22 protein-coding genes and 1 pseudogene are annotated in these 24355 nt (G+C 44.0%); 12 read left to right on the top strand and 11 right to left on the bottom strand.

What is annotated here, in order from left to right; genetic code table 11:
* Positions 1 to 637: 637 nt before the first annotated feature.
* Positions 638 to 3166 (top strand): DUF4157 domain-containing protein, encoded by a 2529-nt coding sequence (locus NDI44_RS26990; protein WP_199305083.1) that lies wholly within the window; start codon positions 638 to 640, stop codon positions 3164 to 3166.
* Positions 3167 to 3432: 266 nt separating this feature from the next.
* Here NDI44_RS26990 and NDI44_RS26985 read toward each other — a convergent pair whose 3' ends face one another.
* Positions 3433 to 3855: a recombinase family protein gene (locus NDI44_RS26985; RefSeq protein ID WP_190416329.1), complete on the bottom strand. Its 423-nt coding sequence runs from the start codon at positions 3853 to 3855 to the stop codon at positions 3433 to 3435.
* 324 nt (positions 3856 to 4179) lie between these two features.
* On the opposite strand from NDI44_RS26985, the gene NDI44_RS26980 reads away from it, so the two are divergent.
* Positions 4180 to 4551, top strand: coding sequence for a hypothetical protein (locus NDI44_RS26980; protein ID WP_190416328.1), 372 nt, complete (start codon positions 4180 to 4182; stop codon positions 4549 to 4551).
* A gap of 202 nt (positions 4552 to 4753) precedes the next feature.
* Here NDI44_RS26980 and NDI44_RS26975 read toward each other — a convergent pair whose 3' ends face one another.
* The 3 genes from NDI44_RS26975 to NDI44_RS26965 form a co-directional block, all read right to left on the bottom strand.
* Positions 4754 to 6046: a DUF928 domain-containing protein gene (locus NDI44_RS26975; protein ID WP_190416327.1), complete on the bottom strand. Its 1293-nt coding sequence runs from the start codon at positions 6044 to 6046 to the stop codon at positions 4754 to 4756.
* 436 nt (positions 6047 to 6482) lie between these two features.
* Entirely contained in the window at positions 6483 to 6791 is a 309-nt protein-coding gene (locus NDI44_RS26970) for a ribbon-helix-helix domain-containing protein (protein WP_190416326.1), read from the bottom strand.
* The gene (locus NDI44_RS26965) at positions 6788 to 7423 is read right to left on the bottom strand and encodes an AAA family ATPase (RefSeq protein WP_190416325.1); all 636 of its coding nucleotides are present in this window, start codon (positions 7421 to 7423) and stop codon (positions 6788 to 6790) included. The genes NDI44_RS26970 and NDI44_RS26965 overlap by 4 nt, the downstream gene beginning before the upstream one ends.
* Positions 7424 to 7643: 220 nt before the next feature.
* Between NDI44_RS26965 and NDI44_RS26960 the strand changes: the two genes are divergently transcribed.
* On the top strand, positions 7644 to 8225 hold the full coding sequence (locus tag NDI44_RS26960) for a tyrosine-type recombinase/integrase (RefSeq protein ID WP_190416324.1): 582 nt from the start codon (positions 7644 to 7646) through the stop codon (positions 8223 to 8225).
* Positions 8226 to 8461: 236 nt separating this feature from the next.
* Positions 8462 to 10579: a nuclease-related domain-containing DEAD/DEAH box helicase gene (locus NDI44_RS26955; protein ID WP_242037229.1), complete on the top strand. Its 2118-nt coding sequence runs from the start codon at positions 8462 to 8464 to the stop codon at positions 10577 to 10579.
* Positions 10580 to 11527: 948 nt separating this feature from the next.
* Here NDI44_RS26955 and NDI44_RS26950 read toward each other — a convergent pair.
* The gene (locus NDI44_RS26950) at positions 11528 to 11860 is read right to left on the bottom strand and encodes a hypothetical protein (protein ID WP_190416322.1); all 333 of its coding nucleotides are present in this window, start codon (positions 11858 to 11860) and stop codon (positions 11528 to 11530) included.
* A 287-nt stretch (positions 11861 to 12147) separates the two neighbouring features.
* Here NDI44_RS26950 and NDI44_RS26945 point away from each other — a divergent pair, with 287 nt between their 5' ends.
* Together NDI44_RS26945 and NDI44_RS26940 are read left to right on the top strand one after the other, a co-directional pair.
* Entirely contained in the window at positions 12148 to 12327 is a 180-nt protein-coding gene (locus NDI44_RS26945) for a hypothetical protein (protein ID WP_190416321.1), read from the top strand.
* 64 nt (positions 12328 to 12391) lie between these two features.
* A complete protein-coding gene (locus NDI44_RS26940; protein ID WP_190416320.1) occupies positions 12392 to 13315 on the top strand; it encodes a GIY-YIG nuclease family protein in 924 nt (307 codons plus the stop codon).
* 19 nt (positions 13316 to 13334) lie between these two features.
* On the opposite strand, the gene NDI44_RS26935 is transcribed toward NDI44_RS26940, so the two are convergent.
* A complete protein-coding gene (locus NDI44_RS26935) occupies positions 13335 to 13823 on the bottom strand; it encodes a GIY-YIG nuclease family protein (protein ID WP_242037228.1) in 489 nt (162 codons plus the stop codon).
* Positions 13824 to 14025: 202 nt separating this feature from the next.
* Here NDI44_RS26935 and NDI44_RS26930 point away from each other — a divergent pair, with 202 nt between their 5' ends.
* Both NDI44_RS26930 and NDI44_RS26925 read left to right on the top strand, forming a co-directional pair.
* A complete protein-coding gene (locus NDI44_RS26930) occupies positions 14026 to 14376 on the top strand; it encodes a hypothetical protein (RefSeq protein WP_190416318.1) in 351 nt (116 codons plus the stop codon).
* A 21-nt stretch (positions 14377 to 14397) separates the two neighbouring features.
* Positions 14398 to 14802 carry a nuclease A inhibitor family protein gene (locus NDI44_RS26925; RefSeq protein ID WP_190416317.1) on the top strand — a complete coding sequence of 135 codons (405 nt, stop codon included), beginning with the start codon at positions 14398 to 14400 and terminating at the stop codon, positions 14800 to 14802.
* A gap of 246 nt (positions 14803 to 15048) precedes the next feature.
* Here NDI44_RS26925 and NDI44_RS26920 read toward each other — a convergent pair.
* Both NDI44_RS26920 and NDI44_RS26915 read right to left on the bottom strand, forming a co-directional pair.
* Positions 15049 to 15912, bottom strand: a pseudogene (locus NDI44_RS26920) (DNA/RNA non-specific endonuclease); the annotation flags it as partial.
* 122 nt (positions 15913 to 16034) lie between these two features.
* A complete protein-coding gene (locus NDI44_RS26915) occupies positions 16035 to 16340 on the bottom strand; it encodes a hypothetical protein (RefSeq protein WP_190416316.1) in 306 nt (101 codons plus the stop codon).
* A 296-nt stretch (positions 16341 to 16636) separates the two neighbouring features.
* Between NDI44_RS26915 and NDI44_RS26910 the strand changes: the two genes are divergently transcribed.
* From NDI44_RS26910 to NDI44_RS26900, 3 genes are all read left to right on the top strand, one after another.
* Positions 16637 to 17008, top strand: coding sequence for a hypothetical protein (locus NDI44_RS26910; protein ID WP_190416315.1), 372 nt, complete (start codon positions 16637 to 16639; stop codon positions 17006 to 17008).
* 92 nt (positions 17009 to 17100) lie between these two features.
* Positions 17101 to 17721 (top strand): thermonuclease family protein, encoded by a 621-nt coding sequence (locus NDI44_RS26905; protein WP_190416314.1) that lies wholly within the window; start codon positions 17101 to 17103, stop codon positions 17719 to 17721.
* Complete coding sequence (locus NDI44_RS26900) at positions 17718 to 17960, top strand: hypothetical protein (RefSeq protein ID WP_190416313.1); 243 nt, start codon at positions 17718 to 17720, stop codon at positions 17958 to 17960. The genes NDI44_RS26905 and NDI44_RS26900 overlap by 4 nt, the downstream gene beginning before the upstream one ends.
* Before the next feature lie 433 nt (positions 17961 to 18393).
* Here the strand turns inward: NDI44_RS26900 and NDI44_RS26895 are convergent, their stop codons facing one another.
* Positions 18394 to 19428 (bottom strand): hypothetical protein, encoded by a 1035-nt coding sequence (locus NDI44_RS26895; RefSeq protein WP_190416312.1) that lies wholly within the window; start codon positions 19426 to 19428, stop codon positions 18394 to 18396.
* A complete protein-coding gene (locus NDI44_RS26890; RefSeq protein ID WP_190416311.1) occupies positions 19425 to 22187 on the bottom strand; it encodes an N-6 DNA methylase in 2763 nt (920 codons plus the stop codon). The genes NDI44_RS26895 and NDI44_RS26890 overlap by 4 nt, the downstream gene beginning before the upstream one ends.
* Positions 22188 to 22429: 242 nt before the next feature.
* Between NDI44_RS26890 and NDI44_RS26885 the strand changes: the two genes are divergently transcribed.
* The gene (locus NDI44_RS26885) at positions 22430 to 23038 is read left to right on the top strand and encodes a MerR family transcriptional regulator (protein WP_348235334.1); all 609 of its coding nucleotides are present in this window, start codon (positions 22430 to 22432) and stop codon (positions 23036 to 23038) included.
* A 450-nt stretch (positions 23039 to 23488) separates the two neighbouring features.
* Here the strand turns inward: NDI44_RS26885 and NDI44_RS26880 are convergent, their stop codons facing one another.
* Positions 23489 to 24166: a site-specific integrase gene (locus NDI44_RS26880; RefSeq protein ID WP_190416309.1), complete on the bottom strand. Its 678-nt coding sequence runs from the start codon at positions 24164 to 24166 to the stop codon at positions 23489 to 23491.
* Positions 24167 to 24355: the final 189 nt, after the last annotated feature.

The raw sequence follows: 24355 nt of genomic DNA, 5'->3' as shown, positions 1-24355 counted from the left end.
GCTCAAAAAATTTAGTGGCTGAAATCCTTATCCCAGCGCTCTTAAAACGCTTCTTTTATTGTCCCATCTAAAGAAGTCTTCTTATGGGACAAACTACTCAGTCAAGAAGCTGTTTTAGTTAAATGTCTAGACAATCGGCTAGTGATTAAATGAGATGAACCGCTGTAGCGTGTATCAATCGTTTGCAATTGCATCTGAAAATTGAAAGAGATAGCTGCCCCAGTTCCAATTGGGACGTAATAAGTCTTTGTTGCTATCGCTCTTTTCAAATTAATTTTTGGTTGGGCAGGTATCTAAATTACTGAGCGTTGGTGTGATTAAAAAGTGCGATCGCTCACACGCTATCATCCACCCATCCGCGCCGGGAGTAATCCCGATGTATTGAGAGCGGGTTGTTCATCTCAAAGGGCATCTCACAGCAGGGACATCTGCCAGTAAACATCGGGTGATAATCCAGTAGTTTTAGCTTTAATAGAGACGATTGTTGTGGTGACTTTGACCGAGTTTAAGAGTTATGTAAATACACGGAGGTTTCAGAAAACCCCTAATAAAATAGCAGCACTAGGGTGTAAAGCTAACGCAGCAAACGGCAAAGAGAACCCAATAACAATCCGAAAAATCACGTTAGGTGGAGTTCATGAGCGAAAAAGTCGAAGCCCAAGTAAAAACCTCATCAACACCGACTACTACCACCACCCAGGCTCAGCCACAATTTCAGCAACGCTCATTTTTATCTGAAGTAGAACCAGTCGCAACCGAGCAATTCGGTGAGCAACCTGACTTACAAACGCAACTAGATAGAGCTACTCGTTTTGGTCATCACTTCGCTCAGGTGAAAGTCTATGGCGATCTACCCCAAGTTATTCAACCCAAACTTGTAATTGGGCCGCCAGGGGATAAATATGAGCAGGAAGCTGACCAAGTAGCCGCACAGGTGATGGCAATGCCTACCCCAGATAGCCAATCATCTGTTCAACGTCAACCCAGTGAAGAATCAAAGTCGCCTTTAACTGCCTCTATACTCCGTGCTGCTCAACGTCAGGAACCACAGCAGCCAATTCAAAGAAAATCCTTATTGCAAAGAAGAGTTCAATCAGATGCGAGCCATGAAGCGACTAGCGAGATTGAAACTCAGCTGAGTAGAAGTCAGGGTGGTGGAAGTCCTTTACCCAATGAAGTGCGCTCTTTCATGGAACCCAGATTTGGTGCTGATTTTAGTGGAGTGCGAGTGCATATGGGTGGTGAAGCGGTACAGATGAACCGGAAGCTAGGGGCACAGGCGTTTACTCATGGGAGTGATGTTTATTTCGGAGCCGGGAAGTCGCCGGGGAATAATGATTTGACGGCGCATGAGTTGACTCATGTTGTGCAACAGACGGGTGGGGTGCAGTCTAAGCTCACTCTTGACCAGGCAGGTGTGCAGCGAAAATGTTCAGCCTGTGAACAAGAGGAAGAGACAGTACAGCGATCGCTTAATGTATCAGCAGTTTCTGATTCTGGCATACAAAGGTGGTCACTCTTTGGGGATGACGAAGAGGAGGCAGAATCGGAAAGTAGCTCAGGTGGAGGCATCTTAGATTGGGCAGCAGAACAAGGGAGTGCGGCTGTAGACTCAGTTACGCAAGCTGGAAGCGATGCCTATGATTGGGCAGCAGAACAAGGGAGTGCTGCCGTTGATACCGTCACGCAAGCCGGAAGTGATGCTTATGATTGGGCAGCAGAACAAGGGAGTGCTGCCGTTGATACCGTCACGCAAGCCGGAAGTGATGCTTATGATTGGGCAGCAGAACAAGGGAGTGCGGCTGTAGATACTGTTACGCAAGCCGGAAGTGATGCCTATGATTGGGCAGCAGAACAAGGGAGTGCGGCTGTAGATACTGTTACGCAAGCCGGAAGTGATGCCTATGATTGGGCAGCAGAAACGGCTGAGGAATACAGTATTGCTTTTTTAGAAAATAAGAGAGCTAGTTTGATTGCACAGATTAATGAGGCAAGGCAGAAACTCTCTGGGCTAGAGTTAATACCTATATCAGGCAATCAAGTAGCTACTTTAAATAATCATCTGGCAACACTGCGCGAAAAATCACAAGGACTGATAAACATACCTGGAATCAGTGCAGAAATAAATAGTGCAGTTTCGGCAACTGGAGAGAAGGTAGTTGGAGTATCCTCAATTGAGTCACTTCTAACAAATTTGCACTCATCAATTTCTGCTCCTTTAACATCTTCTATTTCTTCAAATGTTAGGTCATCGGATTCAGGATCTCTTCAAGGCAGTATTCAACGTTTCCTTGACCCAGCGACAGCAGCGGCATTGACAGCAGCAGCAGTGGCAGCAGAAGAGACAGCGGCGGCTGGAGCACCAATTGCGGTTGTTGCTGCACCAGAGACAGCTGGAATATCACTTGTTGTCCTTGCAATCGTCGCAATAGTTGTTGCGATTGTTGTGGGGATTATAGTATACGCTTTGACCCGACCAGCGCCAGTTCCAGCACCAGTTCCAGCACCAGTTCCAGTACCAGTTCCAGCGCCAGATCCAGCACCAGATCCAGCGCCAGTTCCAGTACCAGTTCCAGTACCAGTTCCAGTACCAGTTCCAGCACCACTGGTCACACTACGTCTACCTTCCTTTAAGGCAAAATATCTTGATCTTTATCAAGGACTTGTCGCTGAGCAAAGATTGATTCATATAAAAGGTCGTCCACCTCGACCAACAGGTCAGGCTAGATTATGGGATCGAGGGATCAGATCTACTATTCGCAGAGATGTACTTGAAAAAGGACATGAAAGAGAACTGTCTGACGAAAGAATTTTTAGACCCAACTGGTCTAAATCACAATGTAACCTTCCTATGGAAGTAGATCACAAGGTTGAATTGCAAGTTACTCCTCCTAATGAGGAACGCATATGGGATAGTTTTGCTAATTATGAATTGCTCGATGAAAATTCTAACGGCAGATGTGGATCGCAGCTTCAAAGCAATATTGCAGTAGAACGAGTAAGATTGACAACAATAACAGGTGATCCGAGTTGGCTAGTGCGTCCTCTAATTTTTGATTTAGTAATTGCAGATGGGGCACCTTCTGGTGAACGTTGGGAAGAGGATGAAATAACGCTTGGACATCAAATTGATAGTTTTGATGAGCTTGATTGCTCCGCAGGATAGTTACGATCACAAAAGTTGCCTATCTAGGGGTCGTTCTCAATCATTCTTCTATCCAACGTTATCGATGTTGCGATCGCCCCTTGCTATAGATTGGGTTGACTACTGTCAAGTCCTTGCTTCTAAATCAGTAGGTAAAATGAAACTCAACATGACTAGATTGGGTGATCGCATCAGAGTTTAGATGGAAAAACAGTGAGTATTGGTTTTCATCCTTCAATGCAACGATGAGAACAGGCGATTGCATTAAATTGAAGGATACGCGGAGTTCATTTTCGATTCGGCAGCGCTTGTTGTGAATCTCGCACAATTCTCATCACGGTGTTTTTTGAAAGCCCCAGTGACTCGGCAACTTTCCGGTAGGACAGTCCTTGCTGTATTAGCTCCAAAACCTGTGATTCTTTTTCTCGAACTAGAGCCGGAATGTACCCCGGTTGTCTTCCAAATCTTGTACCTCTCGATTTAGCCGCCACCATGCCTGAGCTAACCCGTTCCCGAATTAGGTCGCGCTCAAACTCTGCTAATCCTGCCAATAGGGTTGCAATCAATTTCCCTTGGGGACTGGTTAAATCAAATTCCAATCTAGATTGAGCTAGAAGTGAAACTTTCCGAGTTCGTAATTCCTCAAGGGTGCTGAGAATGTCGGGAGTCGAGCGACTCCATCGGCTTAATTCAGAGACAATGTATTTCAAAAATCAAGAACTCAGTTGGTCATCTGAATTTAGTTCAAGAAGAATCTGATTTTTAAAGTTTGGAGATTAAAGCAGCTATATTACTTGACGCTTATATAAGATATTTAATTGGCTATCGGTTCAGCTTAAAAAATCTGATTTGTATTTGTCAGACAATAAATGACGTTGATGTTAGCACTTAATGCTACCGCAAGATTCAAAGTTGTTTACTGTACTCGCTTCACTTCAAGCATCTGAGCGACTACATTGGACTTTCATCTTAGGACTGGAGATAATGAAGAGAAACTAACCCTATTCGGGCTAATAGCTAGATGAGAGGGAGCCATGAAAAGATTACTTTTGAGCGTGCTGCTAGTTGTAACTGGTTGTGGTCGAACCTATTATCAAGGGCAGCCTGTCGAGCTTAGTTCGCTTCATTGGGAAGTTTGTAGTGTAGAGCGTCCGCCTGAGTTCTTTCACGCTGCACCCGTACGGGAGGCAGAAATTTCTCGGTTCCCAACACCTAATGGCATCTCTCCTGCTCCAGCAACGAGTAGCATTCCTTCTCCTACTCCAGCAACGAGTAACATTCCTTCTCCTGCTCCTACTATCTCTGGGCAGGATGATGAGTCACAAGCTAAATGCACAACTAAAATCAAAATTAATGGGAGAGAGCAAGAGGTGGACTCGAAAGACCTGGTTTGGCGTTGGCCATAAATGAACTGTATTTGCAGTTTTCTCAAGATGCGCTTGTTAATGCCATCCTTAGTTTTAAGGTGTCGCACGGGCAAACCGATATTCCGGGGCATGACCCCAGTTTATGAGCGAAACAGAACTTGAGCTAAGGCGTTGGAGCGAGCGCTTGTTTCCTAAGCCAGAATGTCCAGTGGTAGGACTGGGGTTTTAAATATAAAGAATGTCAATTATCAGGCTGGCAGCATGTCAGTAGAGGTTTCTCGGCAATCTCATTCAATCCTACTGACCTCAAGAGTTCCTCCCACTCTGTCTTCGCAATTGAGTCATTAGGATTAGAAAGGCGCATCTGCGCTAGGGTTGCTAGAGCATCATGCCAAATCCCAGCTTTGGCATAGAGGATAGCTCGCTCTAGCGGTGCTGCCGACTCTAGTTCTTTTATTAGAGAGGAGTTCAATTCAATCCGTTGAATTACGCCTCCTATATCTAGGGAATAAAATGGGAGGTCTGGAGAACGAGCAAAACCTTCTAAATCAAAAATTACAACAAACGACCAAGAGTAAAGCTTGTTAACTTTTAAAAGATATTTGGGTTCATTTTTAGGGAGAGTAATGCTGATTATTCCTGGAGCGTCAGGAACAACAATAGTTTTATAAATTTCTTCGTCGGTATCCATATCTGTCAGCACAAACTTTACTGCTTGTGGTCTAGACAAATTTTCATCGTTAGGGCTTTTACCAGATACACTAACAAAAAAGAAGAAAGTTGGAGATTCTGATGCGGTTAGACCAAAGTTTTTTTTCTTCAGATCATCGTTGCGTCTATCTGGTGTAGATTCTGAAGTCTGATAAATTGCTGCTCGTGGAGTAACAGCCTGAACGCAATTCCCCTTACTATATCCATGATGAGATGCAAACCCCCCACGATTTCGCAGTTGGTCTGCTATTGCTGGACTCAGAACTGAGGGTTGAAAACGTACCCGGCTATTTGGTGAAATCTTAAGATTTGCATAATTTTCTGCTCGTCTAACTGTTGCTGGCGGTGAGTTGATTTGGGAGCTTGGGATGTTGCAGTAGTGGTACGCTGGCTGAATCAGAGCTAATTCACTCAGGGTAAGACCAGATTTTGCTACCCACTTATCAAGCGCAGGAAACCTCATCTCAGTTATATAAGCCTTATTAGCTCGCTCGGCAATTTGATACGCTAAGTCCGAGTATCCCGTAGCAATCAGCAGATACGCTACCGCGCACACTTGCCCATCACGGTCAATAAAACAGGGGGTTGTTTGGTGCGGTAGCGAGTAGTTTCGAGGAAATTGTCCACGCACCCAGTATTCATGAAGAAGGTCGAGGTAACGTAGCCGCAGTGGATTAATGGTTTTTAGTTTGATTTTGCTTGAGATAGTTCTAAGTTGATGCTCAACACTTCTAAGATGCCGGCGTATCCGGATGTCTTCTATCTGATGTGCGATTGTTAACGCAGCTTCTTCAACCGGAGAATGATTTGGGAGTGTGACCATTAAAAAAAGTTTTACAAGTTGAATAAATTTGGTTTAAGCATAGCCGAGTTCTCAGATTTATGCTGGTTAATTGTTTATTAAACACAGGAGCGCTCGCCCGCTAGACTCAATACTTGTAACGGGTAAAACTTGCTTTCGCCTCTTCGTAGGCTTTAGTAGGAACTCCAAGAAGCGATCGCCTTGAATACTGCGTTGAGTGTCTTCGGCTGCGGCGGTTCTACTCCAGAAACCAGGGCCAGTTTAGTAGCAAAGAACTCGTGCAACCCTCCCTCATACTCCACGCCGATCTAATTGCTGCCAATTGCCTTGACCTGACCAATCTTTCCTCGCAGGCGGTAGTTAACGTCGATGTCTACTCTTTTGTCTGAAGTAATCGCTGTCCTGACGTCCCAATTGGGACAACATTGGAATCTCCTCTGGCTGCCCAAGCACAATCTCAATCTTCTTCCTCAAGTTCTGCTAAAGCCTGAGCGAGTAAAATCCGCAGCACTTCAGATTTCTTCCTGCCCGTGCGATTGGCAAGATTCGTGAGTTGACGATGCATTTTTGGTGAAAGGTCGAGGCTGACTCTGATGGGTCGTTCCTTGGTTGATTCCTCTTTTTGTAATTTTTCCAGCAGACCTCCAGATCCATAAGTGGATGGAACGGTAGCCGATGGTTTTTCAGTTGGTGGTTCAGGTTCGCTGCCAAAGATAAATTTGTCGGCAGCGTCGTTCAAGGTTTTGCGGGGCTTCTTGGGAGTCATTTGAGTAACTTCAGAATTTCATTGAATAGCGATTCAAATTCCTTAGCTGATTCTTTCGCTGCTGAGATATCCCAAATCGTTCCTTCTTGAGTAAAGCAGTCGGAAATTGCTTGTTTCTGATGAATCGCTGTTTTGAGTAGGGCGACATCAGGAAACTGGTTAAGGACTTCTAACGCTTCTTTCTTGAGTCGAGTTCCTTTGAAAGCACGATTGAGAAAAATCGCTGGCTTGGGCAGACCCCCAGAGATTTTCTGTGCTGATTTAATCAAGCGAACGATGTCCCCGGTACTAGATAAATCCAATCCACTCGGTTGAACGGGTGTGACTGAGACATCGGACAAACATAAAACGGCTCTGGTGGCTTCCCCGGAATTGGGCGCACCATCAACGACCACGTAATCTGTCTGTTCAGATAACTCTGGGATTTGCTCAATTAAGTCATTGGCATCTGAGAGTTTGATGATGCCAATGGGGAGCTGCATTGAGGAAAGCCACATTGAACCGCTGCCCTGTGGATCGGCATCCAGAAAGGCGACCTTTTTCTTTTTGCGCTGTAGCCAAACAGCGAAATGGACGCTACCTGTGGTTTTCCCGACGCCCCCCTTTTGGGCGCAGAACGCAATGACAGACATAACTTTATTTCCTTAATTTAGTTACTTAACTCACTTACTTAACTCACTTACTTAAAGTAAATCCTTACTGTTACTGAATTAAGTATGACAGAATGGGCTAAGCCAAACTCCGCCTAATTGGACTCTTTTAGGTGGAGTTATCCCTAGCGACTAACGAGTTTATTAGACTTCCAGGGTTATTGTATTAACCTAACCAAACACTGTTTTAGGTGGAGTTAGAATGAGAACCCAACCCAAGCCCCCGATAAAAGAAGCAAAGCCGGATAATGAACGAGATTATTTGACGCCAGATGAGATGGGGCGGCTGATAGAGGGTGCCAGAAAATCGGGGCGATATCCACATCGGGATTTTACGCTTCTCCTCCTAATGTATCGTCATGGGTTGAGAGTTGGAGAGGCAGTCAACTTGCAATGGAAGGACGTAAATTTTACTACCAAACATCTTTATGGGCGGCGGCTTAAGAAAGGTGCGCCCTCAAATCAACCTTTATATGGCGACGAAGTGCGATCGCTCAGACAACTGCAACGAGAATATCCAGATACAGCTTGGTTGTTTAACTCCGAACGTCAGGCACCACTGACAACGCGAACAGTGAGAGATATCGTTTCCAGAGCAGCAGAGGAGGCGGGGTTGGTTTATTCAGTTCACCCACACATGATTCGTCACAGCACAGGTTTTTACTTGGCGGCGAGGGGATACGACACTCGGAAGATTCAAGATTACTGGGGGCATCGTCAGATACAGCACACCGTTAGATATACCCAGCTAGCACCAGGACAATTTGAGGGGATGTGGGAATGATGAACAGCCAGTAGTAAGAGGACTTCCGAGACACGAGCGCAGGGCATTCCGAGTGATTGGAAAAGACATATCAATCCGTTTCCTAGACGGTTGTTTATAAAACACGCAAGTGAGTGTGTTGGATATGCTTTTTTTTTCGGGAACTCTAAGTTAAAGCGATAGAAAAAGCTAGGAGTCACATGGTTATAGGTACTCAAAGTCAATCATCAGAGTGGAGATTTATTGAGACAGAACCGTTGGATTTAAAAGGTGAAGCTGGGGAACAGCGAGTTTGGGATCGGCTTCGTCAAACTTTTATACAAGGAGAGGGGGTTGTCCTTTGGAGCTATAGCACATTTAAAAAAGACCAACAATTTAGAAAAGAGCCGGATATCTTAATTGTCAGTCGCGAACTCGGATTAATTATTATTGAAGTGAAGTCTTGCGGAATTAACGATATTGAAGCAATTGAGGCAAACCGATGGAAGATGAACCAACGGTTCCATAGTGATTACCTTTATCCCTACCGCCAAGCAGAGAAACAGCTTTATGCGTTACTCGACCATTGCAATGAAAAAGCAGAACTTTATAAAAAAGTACCAGGGAGAGTAATCGTTGCTCTACCAGCGATAACTAAATCTGAATGGAGAAATAAAGGGTTTAATGAACAGCACCATGCCTGTCCTCCTATTCTTTTCAGAGATGATTTAGGAAAAATAAATTTATTTGCTTATATTCGAGATACGGCAACGATTATTCAACAGGGAGACATTCCTCTAGGAGATAAAGAATGGAAACTACTTTTAAGAGAAGTGCTTGGCGTTTCACCTCCACCACCTATTCTGCCTCCTCCTGTTGTCCCACCCTCACCACGAGCTAAAGTTATTGCCGAATTGCGAAATTGGATTAGCGATATTGATTGGCAACAACTCGAAATCGGGATGCAAGTTCCCCCAGGGCCGCAAAGAATTCGTGGTATGGCAGGGTCGGGCAAGAGTATCTTGTTATGCCAAAAAGCTGCTCGAATGCACTGGCGGAATCCAGAAATGGATATTGCCTTAGTATTTTTTACCCGCAGTCTTTACGGATTAATTATTGAATTAGTGGATAAATGGCTGCGCCACTTTAGTGGTGGTGAAATGTATTATGACCCGAAAACTTCTAAATTGCGAGTATTACACGCTTGGGGAGCTAAGGAGCAACCAGGTCTGTATAGTTCTATCTGCAAGGCGTCTAATATTAAAACTCAGAATGTTAATGATTTTCCAAATCGCTTACCGAATGAAGCCCTAGCTCTTGGCTGTACAGAATTACTTAATCAATCAAATATCCCCCAGATTTACGATGCTATTTTGATTGACGAAGGGCAAGATTTAATTGTTGATAATACTTTAAAGTTTGAAGACAAACAGCCATTTTATTGGATGGCATATCAAGCATTACGACCTGTTGACGCTGCAACACCAGAAATACGACGTTTAATCTGGGCTTATGATGAAGCTCAAAGTCTAAATAGTTTAGTGATTCCAACAAGTAGCGAAATTTTGGGAGCTGAACTAGCTGGAATGATTGGTGGGGTAGGCGGAGGGATCTATAAAGGTGGCATCAGAAAAGCTTATATTATTCGTCGTTGTTATCGTTCTCCGGGTTGTATCCTTGTGGCTGCTCATGCAATTGGGATGGGATTATTACGACCGAATGGAATGCTAACCGGATTTACGAACAAAGAAGATTGGCGGAGGATTGGGTATGAAGTAGAGGGAAATTTTAAAAAATTGGGTTCAACCATTACTCTACATAGACCTCAAGAAAACTCACCGAATCCAGTTCAGCAGAAATGGAATGAGGACTTGATTGAGTTTAATATTTACAATTCACGTACAGAGGAAATTCAAAAGTTAGTTGACAGAATCAAAGAAAATCTATTCCAGGAAAGGTTGAATCCTAGTCGAGATATTTTAGTGATTGCTCTAGGTTCTTTCCAGCTTCAAAAACAGATAGCCGAATCTCTTGTGTCGAATGGGATCAATTTCTATATTCCAACTGCTACTGGCAACAATTCTTTTCCCGACAGCCAAAGAGCAAATTTAAACAAGTTTTGGAATGAGGGGGGTGTTACTGTATCGGGTATTCACCGTGCGAAGGGGAATGAAGCAAATATCGTTTATGTAGTGGGATTAGAAAATGTAGCAAAAAATGAAAGTAACCTAATTTTACGAAACCAACTATTTGTCGCAATGACCAGAGCGCGAGGTTGGGTTAGTTTAAGTGGGATTGGGAAGTATTCCATGTATGAAGAGATTCGCCAGGTTATTGAAAGTAAAGGTAGTTTAAATTTCTCCTTCCACCCGCCTGTACTAAATACTGGTGAATGAAGATCCAATATCTGTTTTCAGAGTTTAAACCTAGTGAGTTTGATGAACTGTACCAAGAGTTATCCCAAGTTTTTTATATCCTAAAAGAGCAATTAACGCTTTCTATCTAATAATGTGTGAAGAATGAGAGAAAGAAGGGTAGCTGGAACACCCACTAAACCGGAATATCCTTCTCTCTGGCAATGAGAGTTTTCGGAAACAGCGCGACCTACAAAAAAAATACCCGGATAACAAGAGCCAGGGTATTGGGCAACATTAAACATTTGTCGCCGTTGAATCATTGCATTCATTTACATCCTAGAGGTTGAAGCTATTTTCGTTCAGTCCTATCAAAAATTAACGTCCAGCAACTTGGAGTGACTGTATTTAAGGCAGCAGTTCAGCATTCTTAATCGATAAAACTAAACCTCTCGATTGAAGTTTAAGGAGGATGTCTCTTCAAATTGTCAAGTTGTGTTTTTTGATACGTGCCATCATCTCTCCCAAGTGCCTTATATTTGCAAGCTGTTCTTTTGTCGTTGGCTCTATCTTCATCCCTCAACTCTCTTCCAACGCTCTCACTTCTCATGTCAACGCCTAAGTTGAGTATCGATTCAGGGCTTCTTTCCTCTAAAATCTCCTTAAGCCGCCTCTGGATTCTGCTGATGACTTCTACCCTATAAAAGGAATCTCATCGCTTCTGCTGAGTCTTCTAGCTGAAAATAGGACGATGTTAATTCGGTAATTGCAAGTCTTGATTTTTCCGAGGCTTGATCTAGATGGAGATCCGCTTGCTGATTCAGCTCGTTCAGCTCCTGAATTGTCGCCGCTTTCAGAGTGTTGTCCTGCCTGTGATTTTGGCAATCGCTGATTATCAGCTTCAAGAACAACGGGAATGACTTTCCTCGTTCTTCCACTCTTCCCGTCCCTCACCATTCTGCCAATCCTCCGAATATCCTTCGGGCTTCTCTAAGCCTTCAGGGATACGTTCCGTCTTGAGGATATGATTTCTTGCCATTTCTTCTTTACTTTCCCCTCTACCGTTATCGTGCTTCCCCTCGACACCTGCTCCATTTCTACTTCCCTTGTCTCAGTCGAAATCTCGACTACCTCTGCCGTCGTTGTCTGACAGTCGAAATTTCGACCGCCGCGCTCGGAAGATTTGTCTTCATGATTTGGTTTATTCGTGGCGACAACGTTTGAAGAATCTCTGCCACTCATGAGAGGTGTAACGAGAGCTGCATTTTCTTGGTCTTGTGTGATTTCTTTTTCCTGTTGATCCTCAAATGGATCTGGAACCACAGTTAACTCACTCTTGTCTTGTTCGCCTTCGGGGTTTTTTTTTTCCGCGCACGCGCGCGTCCGGATTAAAAATAATCTTCGGAGTAATCTCAGTAGAAATATATGTATACTCACCGAAATCGGTGGGAGGTATCACCGAAATCGGTGGGGGGTATCACCGATTTCGGGGACACCCCCCCTATTTTTGTGAGGGGTATCACCGATTTCGGGGACACCCCCCCTGTTTTTGCGACAGCTATCACCAAAATTTTGGACATCACCCCAGTTGAACCAGGAGGGGTGCGACCATGAGAAAACGTAATCCTGGCAATCTCTTTAGGGTTGCAACCAATGGAAAGGACGTTAGCCATCGAGAGTCCTTGAGCAGTCGGAAGAATGCGAAAATCCAAGTCAATCAGATTTTTGTCAGCCAGGAAATGAGTCGCTGCTCGAACCTGCCAATCGGTTGCCTCCCAATTGAGCTATGAATGATGAATAAGAGCGTGATGCTACTCATTCTTTTTGATTAATTACAGTAAAAAAAGATACTGAATGTGGCTTAAGTACGGCGTAGATACTGATGAAAATGTTTTGGTTAGTATTGAAGATGTCAGTAGTGGTAAGACTGACCTTATATGCCTTTATTGCGGCAGTAGATTAACCGCTAAAAAAGGAAAGGTTAAACAACATCATTTTTCTCATACAGAAGAAACTTGCCGTCCGGTAGCTACCAAACAAGTTCCTAGTTTACCTTTGTACGATGCTTTTAATATTCAGCTATCTGGTAAAGAGTTAGAGGAACTGAAAGTGCTTTGGAGAGAATATGGCAGGCACGGTTATTCTATTCCTACTGTCCCTTTTAAATTCGTACTTTCTAAACTACTGCGATGGAATAATGACTATCAATCTCAAGGGCATGAGTTTACCAACTTAGGTAAAATCCCAGTCTGTGCCTTGCCGTTAGAATTGTTCAATCAGGTTCAGGAACCTCTAATTTTAGAGAAGTTGGATTTATTAGAACAAGCAGCTACCCGAGCCAAACTGACAAACTCTTCATCGATACCAGAACGACTCGCTGATTTAAGAATATACCGCGCCCAAATTCAACGGATACTTCAATTTAGTTTGTACTTTTTGGAGATAAAGGCAGATGGGAAACTGCTACATAAAATTGGCGTAACTCGTCGTTCAATTAAGGAGAGAGTAATTGAAGTACAGCGCGATCTAAAATTCCATTATAAAGATGTGCTTGTCAATGTATTAGGTACTTGGTTGCACCGAGGGAATGTAGAGCGGTATTTCAAATACAAATATCAGGAGTTAAACTACCCCATTAGCACGTTGACTGAGTATTTCAAATTTACAGATGTTGAGCCAGTATTAGAAGACTTGAATCAAATGGCTCCCAAAATACTCAGCGAGATAGAACTTGATATTCTTCAAGACGAACTGCCGAAGATGAAACAGATTCAGTAGTTGCACGAAGCGATCGCACCTATCCAAACGGTTGCCCCCAGCGTCCCCAATTTTCCTTGTTAAAAGGAGATCGCCACTTCAAAATGAGTTGTTTCTCCAAAGCCTGACGCGACCGTGTTGCTGATGGCGCATCCCACCAGAAACTGATACAAACAGCAACATCTAGTTGGTACTGGCGATGCAAGCTGATGTACTGACTGATGTACCGTTTTGCATCATGGGTGCCGCGCCAACGTTGGTTACTGTGAAGGGTTTCGCCAACGTACAAAATTAACTTTGCTGCCGTATCTACGACAAAATAAATACACGGTTCGCCCAAATCCTGCCCAGGTCGCTCAAAAAACGACAGGGTATCAAGCCTTAATGTCAGTGGGTCAATCTGTTCTGGGTCACAATGCTGCGGTGTTAAGTTAAATAACGTAACCTGCTTCCCTGGCTGGCTCTCTCTGGTGCGTTGTTGGTGAGCAGCTATCTGCGATTTCCACCTTGCTAAAGTAACAGTATCCATGAGCAGCACATTTTGTCTATGCTTGCAGGAAGTGAGCTGAGCCGAGTCGAATAGGTGAAGCTGATTTGGTTCCAATCGAGTTTCTTGAACGTATCAAACAAATGATAAATCCCCGCTTCACTAAAAAGCGTATTGATGAATGATGCGATCGCCTTCAGTTCCAGGGGTTTTAGGGGAAACTTGAATAAACTACTGTAATGCCATGTCAAAGATTCCAGAGTGCGATCGCTGTCTCCTTTACTCACACGATCCTGATCTCGTTTGTGCCATTCATCCGAGTGGGGTAGAAAGCGATCGCTGTTTAGATTTTCGAGAAAACCCGAACGCCGAACCAGAAGAACTCTGGCAACCAGAAGGAGCAACCTATTACAACGGCGAACTAATGAAGCAACCTAAACAGCGATGGACACTGAAAGAACAGTTAGAGTTGCTGGACTGTCACCCGATGTTTACAGGTAGGTGTCCGCAGTGCAAGATGCCTTTCCCCAAATCTGAAATGCCCCCGGTGCATTGGGATTGTCCCCACTGTAGATGGGTGGATGATAGTGTGTGAGCGATCGCACTTGACAATTCAATGAACAATTCAGAAATCGTTGATCAACTAAAATCAGCATCCGATGGCTTGCTATATATGAGTGAGTCTGACTATCCCTTTGAGGTTTTCTTGTGGGAATCCCCAGAATTACAACTGCTGACAACACAAAAGATTCTGCAACAGACAGGTCGTCCCCAAGATACGCCTATCGAAGTCGTAACTGTTGATAATTTTTTTAGGGTGGCAACGACTGAGCAGGATTGGTACGGAGAAGAAGAAAAAGCAACACTTCAGAAGTACCAAGCTCTTGTGGAAACCCTTAAACAAATTCTGAGTAACCCAGAAGTGTATCGCCTGGGTGAAAGAGAGATTGATGTTTATATTGTGGGTCAAACTCCCGCGGGTGCTTTAGCGGGGTTGTCCACTAAGGTGATAGAAACTTAAAACGGTTTAGCGCTCACACCCAAAGCCGTCATTGTCTCCTCTATCAAAGTTGTGTGGGTCTGGTGGCAATACTTTAAAGTTTTTGAATTCAACATCGCCACAGTTTAAGTCTGGGGGTGGGGGTGGAATACAGACATCAGGATAAGCCGGACTACACTGACCTGCTTGTGCTGTGATTGTGGGAGTGGGCGATTCTGGATTGAGTTGTCTTTGAGTTGTCGGTTCAGGATTCACGCTTTTCGTTTCACTATCTACCTTAGACTCAATCACCTTTTGAATAGAAGGCTTAACGTTGGAAAGGAAGTTGTAACCCGTCAATTTTTCGATGACATCAACACTGACTCTATATCTTCTCCAATCATTATCGATTGCATCTTGATTAGGGATATTCACTCCAATCAGGCGAGTGTTAGCAGTAATGTCGCTGATGCCAGCTCCAGGACGATCCAGCACTACAATAATCTTCCATGTTGATGAGGGAATCACGACCTTACCTTTAAGCGGTTGCTTTTGAGTGCCGAATGGTCCCGCGATGATATAAAGTTCCTTGCCTCGTCTTACTAGCTCTCGGCTATATTCTTCTAGGTCGCCCCAGGTGTTTCGATTGTTATCGGGTGTCTGGGGCATCATATTGGTCATGACAAATGTGGCGGCGTTATCCTCTACACTCCGAGTGCGGTCAGCGGATGGAACGATGTGCCCCCGGTCATATCCAGATCCTGAATACATCGTTGGCGTCACCTTCTCCCAACCCGTGGGGAGTGTTGGGTCAGGGCGAAAGTTGTCTTGGCGGTCGGTGTTCCCTAACCACGATTGGTTCAGCTGCCAGCTAGCCCAGTTTGCAGTTCCCTTACTTTTGTTATAAGACAACGCATATTGAGGCTTCACCATCAGGTAGTTATCAGGATTCGCAACGCTGCTGATCGCGTTACTCGGATTGCCTAATCTGAGGTGAATGCTGGTTGAGGGAGGGGATGATTTGGGAGTGGCAGTCGGGGCTGGCGGCGTTGGTATGGGCGTTGTTGAAGATGGTTCCTTGCTCGGGCATCCCTGAAGCAATAAGAGTAAAACCAGCGTAGCCGCTAAAGTTTTCAACCGAGCCAGATTCATCATAAATGTCAGATGCCTCAAAAACTTGTCAAGGCGAAAGGCTGAAATGTTTGTATCAAACTTCAATGCCCATCGAGATAACGCCCTAAAAAATTCCGATTTTTACATTAAGCCTTTTCTAATTAATTGCATTGACTCTCCACCTTGCCTACATAAACAGACTTTCGCTTCCCTGCCCTCCAATAGCGTAGATATTGATAGGGACCACAGCCATTAATTATCTTTTCTTCCACGTAACCAATACCTCCCTTAAATCCCCGACCCGGATTTGGGGGCGCAGCCGACTCCATCGGCTCTGGTGTCGGTTCCATTGCCTGTAGTAACCCGTCGATAATCGCTTTCATCTCTTCAAGTTCATCCCGGTTCCATTTCGCGGCATGAGGAGCGACTTGTTGGGGAGAGAAGTCAGAGGGTTTTTTTCTCGGCATGGCATTTAGGGTGCAAATATCGAGCCACAATCCTTGATTATTGCACCCTAAATTTTAGGGTGCAATATTGCCGCTGAATGGTCGGAATTTTGCACCCTAAATTAACATCAGAAGCCGCAACCGCTTTAAAAGTGATGCTCTACCGCTGTAGAAATTAGCCGGTTTAGGGTTGAGTTTCTTGTCGAGGGTGCAATTGCTGAAGTTCTGGATGCTTAAAGTAGAGCTTTAAGTAATCTTGCTGAGATTGAATTTAGTCGTCGCTAAAGAGAATGGACAAGTAAGCTTGGGTTGCCTGGATGAAAGAAAATATAGGACGGCTGCTGGTAACGGGTGCTGTAGTGGGATTGATGCAATCAGGAGTCGTTGTGTCAGTCCTTGGTTTGTCGGCGAATGCCTCTACAACGCCCAAAAATCTAATTGCAAAAGCAAGCGCCAGACATCCGAGTACAACCAAATACAATGCCAAAGGATTCGTGATTGCACCTTATCCACGAGAGTGTGCGATCAAGAACTGCTACAACTGCCCAGATTTTCAATACCAGGAAGACGCTCAAGCATTTTTTGGGGCTTTCCCGAATGACCCTTCTGGGCTTGATGGTCGTCCTGGAGCGGCGACCGAGGGCAGACCGAATGTTGCTTGTGAAGCTCGCCCGCATCGACCCAAATAACTCAACCATTGCAGCCACCATTAGATAGAACAGCATTCGCGATTCGTTCTGGGGTGGCTTGATTGTAGGAGTACGTTCGGTATTGTAAGGCTATGCGATCGCTGAAAGCTCAACACCTGATTCATGCCCTCCCTGTTATGGCGATCGCTGCCATGATCGGGTCGATTATCTACCAGCAATGGCAACAAACGCTGCAAGCCCGACCCGATTATGACAGCGCTGATGCAGCCCTACCTCGTTATCCTGTTAAAGTTACAGCCAACCGCAACCCATCCTCACCCCAATCCGAGAATTGGAAAGTTCAGCAGGTTTTGACGGGTGAAAGCATGATTGTCAGTGCTGGCTGGAAGAAGGAGGAACTACGTTTATGCGGGATTGATGTCCCCGAATCTCTAGCCGCCGAATCCCGGAACTACCTCAAGCGGTTAATTGACCAAGCCAAAGGCGCAGTGATTGTCATCCCCATCGGACGCGATCGCTCGAATCGAATGATTGGTGAAGTATTTGTTAGTGCGAATACTCGCAACCCTGACGAGGAGAAGTTTCTCAATGGAGAAATGGTGATGGCTGGATTGGCGTACCACTACAGCCCCTATTCATCGGGTTGTTTAAATCGAGAAGGAATCATTCAAGCTGAAGAAATAGCCCGTTCTGAGCATCGAGGAATTTGGCTACAGTCAAAGGATGTTTTACATAAAAACTCCCAGCAATGACAGACCCACCCATCTACGACCTTGGCATGACCGACACTGAATATGCCGCCCTCATAGCCAAAAACTACAACCCAACTTTAGAACGCCAACTTTTGGAAGTAGGCGAAGACCCATCCCAAGCTTTGAAACTGACGCGATTGGTGGGACTTTTACAGGATAAGCCACCAGAAACCGAGCCAGAGTGGTCAGAGGTGATCGGTGCGATTGAAGATATATGTAGCGAAAAGACCCAATTGTGAAAGATAGGGGTAAAGGGCGATCGCTCTCTGGCTGAGTCCCAATTGGGACTTGAGGGGTGTAATAAAAAACTACCCCGTTGAAAGATAGGGTAGTCGGATACATCGAACCTACATACTGCATTCAGTTTTCAATTTGTATATCCAAATTTTTATAAATTTGTCTTGTGATTGATTTATTAATCCTCTGAAGAGACATAGATTAAAAGACGGAGTGTGGGACATGGTACGCCCCAGCTTGAGGCGCGTTGTATCAACTCCAGAAATTTGTCTTATAAACGGTCGTTTGTGATAATAATTTTGACCTATGGTAACTATTTTGTATAAATATATTGAAGCTTGCTGAAGGAAAGATTACGGTTCACGTATATTTGGCTATGACTGCTATCAAAACTGATTAGTATAAGACTTTTATAAAGTGGTTGAAAACTGTTACCTACTGGGTCAGATTGCCAAGGTCAGCCCGATTATCACATGCAGCATATTTGAATTGCGAAACTACATCTTTATGATCTGTCTGGGGTTTCCAATTCCATTGACCGGAAGTTTCGGCAACGATAGTGATTTCTCCTGCACATAGCTCTTGATTGTTTAGCCCTGACTTACCCATCCCAGCACGTTCGCTTGCTGAGTGAGTGCATGTTCGAGTAACTTCGGTACAGACAAAATTTTTAAATCGCTTAGAAGTATCATTTTTTAGACTTAGCAACAAGGAAAATAGCTCTGGAACCACATGTCCATATTTATTGGTACTACCGACTGATAAAACTGCTATTTCTGCATCAATAGCTTCGAGCAATTGTTTGAGATCGTCTCCATTCTTAGGCCATGCTCCATGATGAGGAACTTTTACGAAGTTGGCGTTGAGTTCATGAGGCTTGCAAGTCTCGACACACTCCCTCAAGCCAGCTCCTTCGATATCCGCAAGTAGCAGTGCTGAAAAATCACCATAAGTAACACGCAGCACAACAGATATCTCGTTATCTCTGCCCGTAATGGTTGCAAGATGATCCTGAGCATATAACAGAGCTGGATGTAAAACCTGTATTTCTAGAGATCCTTGAGAATATGGATTTGAGCCGCGGGTAGATTCTAGAAAATTGATAATACTCTTCTTTTCCCATTGTCTAAGACGCAGTAGGGCATCTTCGAGCCGTTTGTTTGCTCCCCTACTGGAAGCTACTTTTTTCTTTGCCTCCTTATATACTTCATAAGGAAGACAAAGTGTTCCTACTGTTCCACGTTTTAGCCAATTCTCAAGGAACGTTACCAAATCTTCCAGCGACGGAAAATGGTCTCGGTGTTCGTGGGTGATATAGATCCTGCTGATGTTAGTTTCTTTTTTATTCTGAAACCATTTAAGAAGAGTAGGTATCTTATGCAAGTCAATCACAACCGCTGAACCACCAGCAGGACGGATGACGATGCTATCAGCATTTCCAACTGGTAGAAAAGCTAACTCGCATGTCATAATACCTCCTCTAACCCAAGTTCTTCTCTAAGTTCATCATCGGTTAGATAAGGACGAGGCGTATGGCGAAAGCGTCTGATAGCCCAAGGACGTTTAGCCAGCTCCTCAAATGTCTCTACATCTTCGCTTAACTCAGCTTCAAAAACTGTGCCGTCAAGCGCCCATCCAGGCATTTCTGGCAGAATCGGAAGCCATTCCTCTCGATTGTCATCTAGCAAGCCACTCAGATACAAATAAATCTGAGTATTATCTTTAGAGATTTCTAAGACTTGACCAAACACAGTAAATGTAGCCTTTGTACGTTCTAATTTCCACTCTTCTAATTCTGGGGGTACTTCCGTACGCTTGAGCTTCATCCAGTGAGGGTTTCCATAAGACTCTTCTACTATCTTATCTAGTTGCTCACGTAAGTCATTTAGTTCAGGAATAGGACTGTGCCTTTGATCCCGCTGAATAATTTCTCGGGTAATAAGAATTATCCGAACGTCAACTGTTAAGGGTAACGGTAGTTTAAGAATTGCATCTACTGTTATTTCATGGCTTTTTCGGCCAATTAAAGATAGAGCATTCCCTAACTTTGATGACAGAATACCTAACAACCACAAGCGTTGGTGTTCATGAGTTAGCGCATCCCATATCTTAGGACTTTTGTCATGCTTGTATCCCTTGTTACGTTTTTTTACCTCTGAAAAAGGAAGAATACAAAAAATATTATTGTCTGGACATAAGCCAGTAGTATCGAGTTGGGCTGCTAAAGGATACACAGACCCACGATTTACTTTACGCCCAACTAATATCTTTTGAATATCAAATAATTGTTCATTTTTTAATCGCGGTCCTTCAAGAGATGTTGAATCATACTTTATCCAACGTTTTTCCTTTGGCACTCCAGTTGGGTCTGCCCAAAGTCTGTCTGTATCACGCCACTGCATCTGCCAGTACAGCTTACAATTAGTTCCAGATGGGCATTCGCTGAAGGTTTCTGAAGTCTTACCCGGATTTACACCATTAAAGACATAGAAAATTTCTCCTAGTGGGATTGTGGGAACAGAGATTGTAGGAGGTGGTGCTGTAACAGATGTCCAGTCCTCAGGTTTAGAATCTAATTTTGAAATCCATGTATTCCCTAAGAAACCTGTATTACGAGCATTAGAAATAACAGGTTTTGCCCTCGAAAAAACTGCCCGTGTAACGATTGGTAGTGTTAATTGGCGGGAGGAAATACTTCCTAGTACAACACATACGGCTTGCTGTGCATCAATCCCCACTGTCTTCTCTGGATATTGCCATACTTCTAAGATGCGGCAGTTGTTATTTAAAAGCTCACGTGCTTTTGATATCCCATGAGTTGTCCCTGTCAAAAAAGATTGAGGTAAGACAAAAGCAAATTGAGCATCTTCTTCTAGCCAGCTCAAGGCCTTTTCTATAAACTTGGTAGCGCGTTGAACATTTCCGTCTTCGGCAAAAGGAGGATTGGCAACAATGACACGTGGTTTGATGCCAATATTCTCTTTATTTAAGTCCTTGTAATCGTTTTGAGAAAAATGAGAAGGAAAGGGAAAAGCAACATCCTCCCCCAAAGATTCTCTTGCTAAGGTATAGCGCAATTGTGTTATCAAGTCTGCATATTGATCTAAATCATTACCTGCTACGTGTCGTTCCAGATAGGATTTTCGCTCGTTGATATTTTCAGGAATATCAGACATTCCTGCAAGACGAGATGTAGCAGCTAAAAGTAAACTGCCTGAACCTGCGGCTGGATCGAAGATTACGCGCTCCTCTGGTCTTAGCCGTTCCAAAGGAAGCAACTCAAGCATACGTTCTGCGAGTGCAACAGGTGTGTAATGTCGCTGTAAATCAGTCCAAACTCTACCTTTAATCTCGCGAGGTAATTCTTTGATAGCTCGCTCATATAGCAGACCAACGTCTTTATGATCGACCAGCGCGAAGCTGATTCGGCTTCCCAAGTTAACGGCTAATTTCCCTAATACTTGCTCGCTTAAATGGGGTAGAGATTCCCTCAGAGCTTTCTTAAAAAAACCATTGGCACGAGGCACTGTGCGGTTAAGCAATATTCTAGGGTCGTTGGTTGGGATTTCGGAACCAAAAAAGCCCTTATCCTCTAAAATTCGTGCTGCTAAATATGCGATTGCTACACGAATTGCATGACCCGCTATCTCTGTGCGAGAGGAGATAATGCTTTGAGGATGTTTTCGTTGATTCGGAACACCAATCTCTTCCAGCGCCCCCTGAATTGCTTCTTGAAATGCTTTGTCAAGCTCGGCTCGTTGTCGAAGTATGAAGGAGAAGCTATTTTCGGAAATTGATTCTTCTAAATCTGCTAATGAAAGCTGACCAGTACGAAACTCCGCCAAGCCCTTGGGTGTAAACAGACGGCTTCTGGGTGCAGTAAGCTCTACCGCCAGAGATGCAGGTTCTATCTCCAGTGTCTCTAACGTCCCAAAAGGTTCGTAATATTGAAGCAGATACATATCATCCGAGACCAATAGCCCCGCACGAATAGGCCAATCACGTAGCCATTGCTTCCACTGCTCCATATCCTGCTGTGGAACAGCTTGAACCATAAATGCCAGATTAGTTGCACTAGGGCGAAGTCCATAATCTGTCCATATTGCATGGACAGTGACAGGTTCTCGATTTTCCTCAACTACCGGGATACGCACGTTGCGGCGTGGCTCCATTCGCCACACCCGCTTTGCAATTTCAACTGCATTATCAATTCCCGGTAAGCCAGTCATACCACAGTTATGTCTACTACAAAAATTGTCCCTAAGCAGGTTTACAGCGTTGTAGATTTCAGTGCCTCTACAAGCAAATCGCTCTTATTGTCTATAAAGGCAAATAATAATACTGAATAGCAGAAGTAGTAAAAACCTTAATTATAGGCTCTTAATTTATAGATTACCCTAGATATTAGCACTTTGTTGTACAAAAACTCAAATTTGTAGAACAACCTCCTGTTAATTGAGACGCCAGGAGATTGAGTTATACTTTTTTTGGGTTAAACACGCTAGGAGGCAACCGTGAAGCTCTAGAAGTTAAGACCTGCATTTCAGTAAGAGATAGAGGGAAGCAAACAAGTATGAACCAGATGTCAGGTTTTACAAGACAAGAGACATTACATCTGGCAGGCTGCACTTCTAGCCGACTAGCTTATTTAGAAAAAGTAAGTTTAGTTATTCCCTACAGATTTGGGAATAATGGAAGACCAACTGTAGTGTTTAGTTGGGAGCAGCTACTAGAAATTCGAGCGATTAAAAATCTTAGAAAAGATGTCTCTTTGCAAACAGTCAGAAAAATAATTAAATTTTTAGACGAGAGCGGTTATGACAATAGTCTAAGCAATAAACAGTTAGTTGTAGTTTGTGATGAAGTTTTTTGGATAAAGCCCGACTGGTCTGATTTTAGTGAAAATATGCCGACAACTGTGAAAGTTGCTGACAAAGACAATAAAGAAGTAGGTCAGTATCTTCTACTGGTAATACCACCATTAACTGATATAGTTAATGACATTTGGGAAGCTGCTAGGAGGTCAGAAGTAGTAGACTTCAAAAGTTTTGAGCAACGAGCTAAAGCTTTACCTGCGTAAAAATTTATTTATGTTTTGCTATAGTAGCTGGCTTGCTGTCGTTTGAACCTTCCAGCTCTGACCGTATCTCTTATTGTGCTTCACTTTGCTGTTGTAACTACTGGATACGCTCACTTTTCGCTACATGAAAATGATTACATACTTCTCACATCTCAACTGAGATTCTTGCTCTAATTATTGGAATAGGTACAAACAGTAAAAGTGCGAGTTCTTAAGGATGTAAAACTATCCTCTTTGTTTCTGTAAAGGTAGTATTTTTTTTAGGTTTTGACTCTAATTGAACTCCAAAAAAACTCTGACTAAAAAACCAGGGTATCAAGTAACATCGAAAATTAATCACAGTAATATCACTGCATTCACTTCATATTTTAGGAGTGGCAGCTAATTGCACTCAGCCCTACCAAAAGTTCAAGTACAGCAATTTGGAGCGATCGCATTCTTCGCAGCGATTCAAAAGTCCTGCTCTATCAACCCAGAACGGTCGATTGGAGTAGAGAGAGAACTTTCCTGCAAGTCGGGATAAAAGACTTTCCCGACCTGGCCCACGATTGGGGAGAGCATTGATAGGGTGGCGGCGGCTCCCAAGATTTGTTCGTCCCTGACTTCCAGGTACGCTGACAGTTGGGATAAGTCCCTATGTCCTGAATAAGCGGCGATTACACGCAATGGAATGCCTGCATTGCTCATCTGAGTTAGAGCCGTGCGTCGGAAAGAGTGCGTTGAGGCTCCTTCAATTCCGACCCGCTGACTCGCTTTTCTCAATATCCGGGCGGCGGAGTCGGGGTTGATGTGTCCAACATTGAACCGACCAGGAAATAAATACACATCCCCGGCAACTGGTTGATAGGTTGCGAGGATGGAGCGCAGGTCTTCAATGATCGGAATGGTACGGGTGTCCAATTGCCCTTTGGTGTTGGCTTTTCTAATTAACAGGTAGGGACGCACCCGGTGCTTAGTGTCGTAAATGTCTTGGGTTAAAAGGGTGCAAGCTTCATTAATTCTGCAAGCACTAAATAGGGCGACAGCAAACAGAGCGCGATCGCGTTCTGTCTGAAATCCTTCGCTGAATAGCAATTGAATTTCAGTTTGGGAAAGAATCTTCGCTTGCCCGTGTCGATCTATTTTCATCGAGGCTACCCATCAATGCCCAATGATTTACCACGATTTGGGGGTAGCTTGTCTAGGGCAACCCCTGAAGTCCCAATGAAGTCCCAATGAAGTCCCAATTGGGACTTCAATAAAAAAAATGGAGAGAGCTGTGACGTGAGAAGAGGGTTAGTCGTAGCGAGTCATTTGCAATCCATAGATTCAGGTGTT

It is taken from the genome of Trichocoleus sp. DQ-A3, from assembly GCF_039961975.1.
Taxonomy (GTDB): Bacteria; Cyanobacteriota; Cyanobacteriia; order Cyanobacteriales; family FACHB-T130; genus FACHB-T130.
Note: the sequence above shows the minus strand (reverse complement) of the source record. Positions and strands in the feature narration are given on the sequence as shown.

What these genes read in the sequence shown, in the direction of transcription:
- NDI44_RS26990 (WP_199305083.1), top strand. Translation starts at nt 638, where the DNA reads ATGAGCGAAAAAGTCGAAGCCCAAGTAAAAACCTCATCAACACCGACT.
- NDI44_RS26980 (WP_190416328.1), top strand. Translation starts at nt 4,180, where the DNA reads ATGAAAAGATTACTTTTGAGCGTGCTGCTAGTTGTAACTGGTTGTGGT.
- NDI44_RS26975 (WP_190416327.1), bottom strand. Translation starts at nt 6,046, where the DNA reads ATGGTCACACTCCCAAATCATTCTCCGGTTGAAGAAGCTGCGTTAACA.
- NDI44_RS26970 (WP_190416326.1), bottom strand. Translation starts at nt 6,791, where the DNA reads ATGACTCCCAAGAAGCCCCGCAAAACCTTGAACGACGCTGCCGACAAA.
- NDI44_RS26965 (WP_190416325.1), bottom strand. Translation starts at nt 7,423, where the DNA reads ATGTCTGTCATTGCGTTCTGCGCCCAAAAGGGGGGCGTCGGGAAAACC.
- NDI44_RS26960 (WP_190416324.1), top strand. Translation starts at nt 7,644, where the DNA reads ATGAGAACCCAACCCAAGCCCCCGATAAAAGAAGCAAAGCCGGATAAT.
- NDI44_RS26945 (WP_190416321.1), top strand. Translation starts at nt 12,148, where the DNA reads ATGAGAAAACGTAATCCTGGCAATCTCTTTAGGGTTGCAACCAATGGA.
- NDI44_RS26940 (WP_190416320.1), top strand. Translation starts at nt 12,392, where the DNA reads ATGTGGCTTAAGTACGGCGTAGATACTGATGAAAATGTTTTGGTTAGT.
- NDI44_RS26935 (WP_242037228.1), bottom strand. Translation starts at nt 13,823, where the DNA reads ATGGATACTGTTACTTTAGCAAGGTGGAAATCGCAGATAGCTGCTCAC.
- NDI44_RS26930 (WP_190416318.1), top strand. Translation starts at nt 14,026, where the DNA reads ATGTCAAAGATTCCAGAGTGCGATCGCTGTCTCCTTTACTCACACGAT.
- NDI44_RS26925 (WP_190416317.1), top strand. Translation starts at nt 14,398, where the DNA reads ATGAACAATTCAGAAATCGTTGATCAACTAAAATCAGCATCCGATGGC.
- NDI44_RS26915 (WP_190416316.1), bottom strand. Translation starts at nt 16,340, where the DNA reads ATGCCGAGAAAAAAACCCTCTGACTTCTCTCCCCAACAAGTCGCTCCT.
- NDI44_RS26910 (WP_190416315.1), top strand. Translation starts at nt 16,637, where the DNA reads ATGAAAGAAAATATAGGACGGCTGCTGGTAACGGGTGCTGTAGTGGGA.
- NDI44_RS26905 (WP_190416314.1), top strand. Translation starts at nt 17,101, where the DNA reads ATGCGATCGCTGAAAGCTCAACACCTGATTCATGCCCTCCCTGTTATG.
- NDI44_RS26900 (WP_190416313.1), top strand. Translation starts at nt 17,718, where the DNA reads ATGACAGACCCACCCATCTACGACCTTGGCATGACCGACACTGAATAT.
- NDI44_RS26895 (WP_190416312.1), bottom strand. Translation starts at nt 19,428, where the DNA reads ATGACATGCGAGTTAGCTTTTCTACCAGTTGGAAATGCTGATAGCATC.
- NDI44_RS26890 (WP_190416311.1), bottom strand. Translation starts at nt 22,187, where the DNA reads ATGACTGGCTTACCGGGAATTGATAATGCAGTTGAAATTGCAAAGCGG.
- NDI44_RS26880 (WP_190416309.1), bottom strand. Translation starts at nt 24,166, where the DNA reads ATGAAAATAGATCGACACGGGCAAGCGAAGATTCTTTCCCAAACTGAA.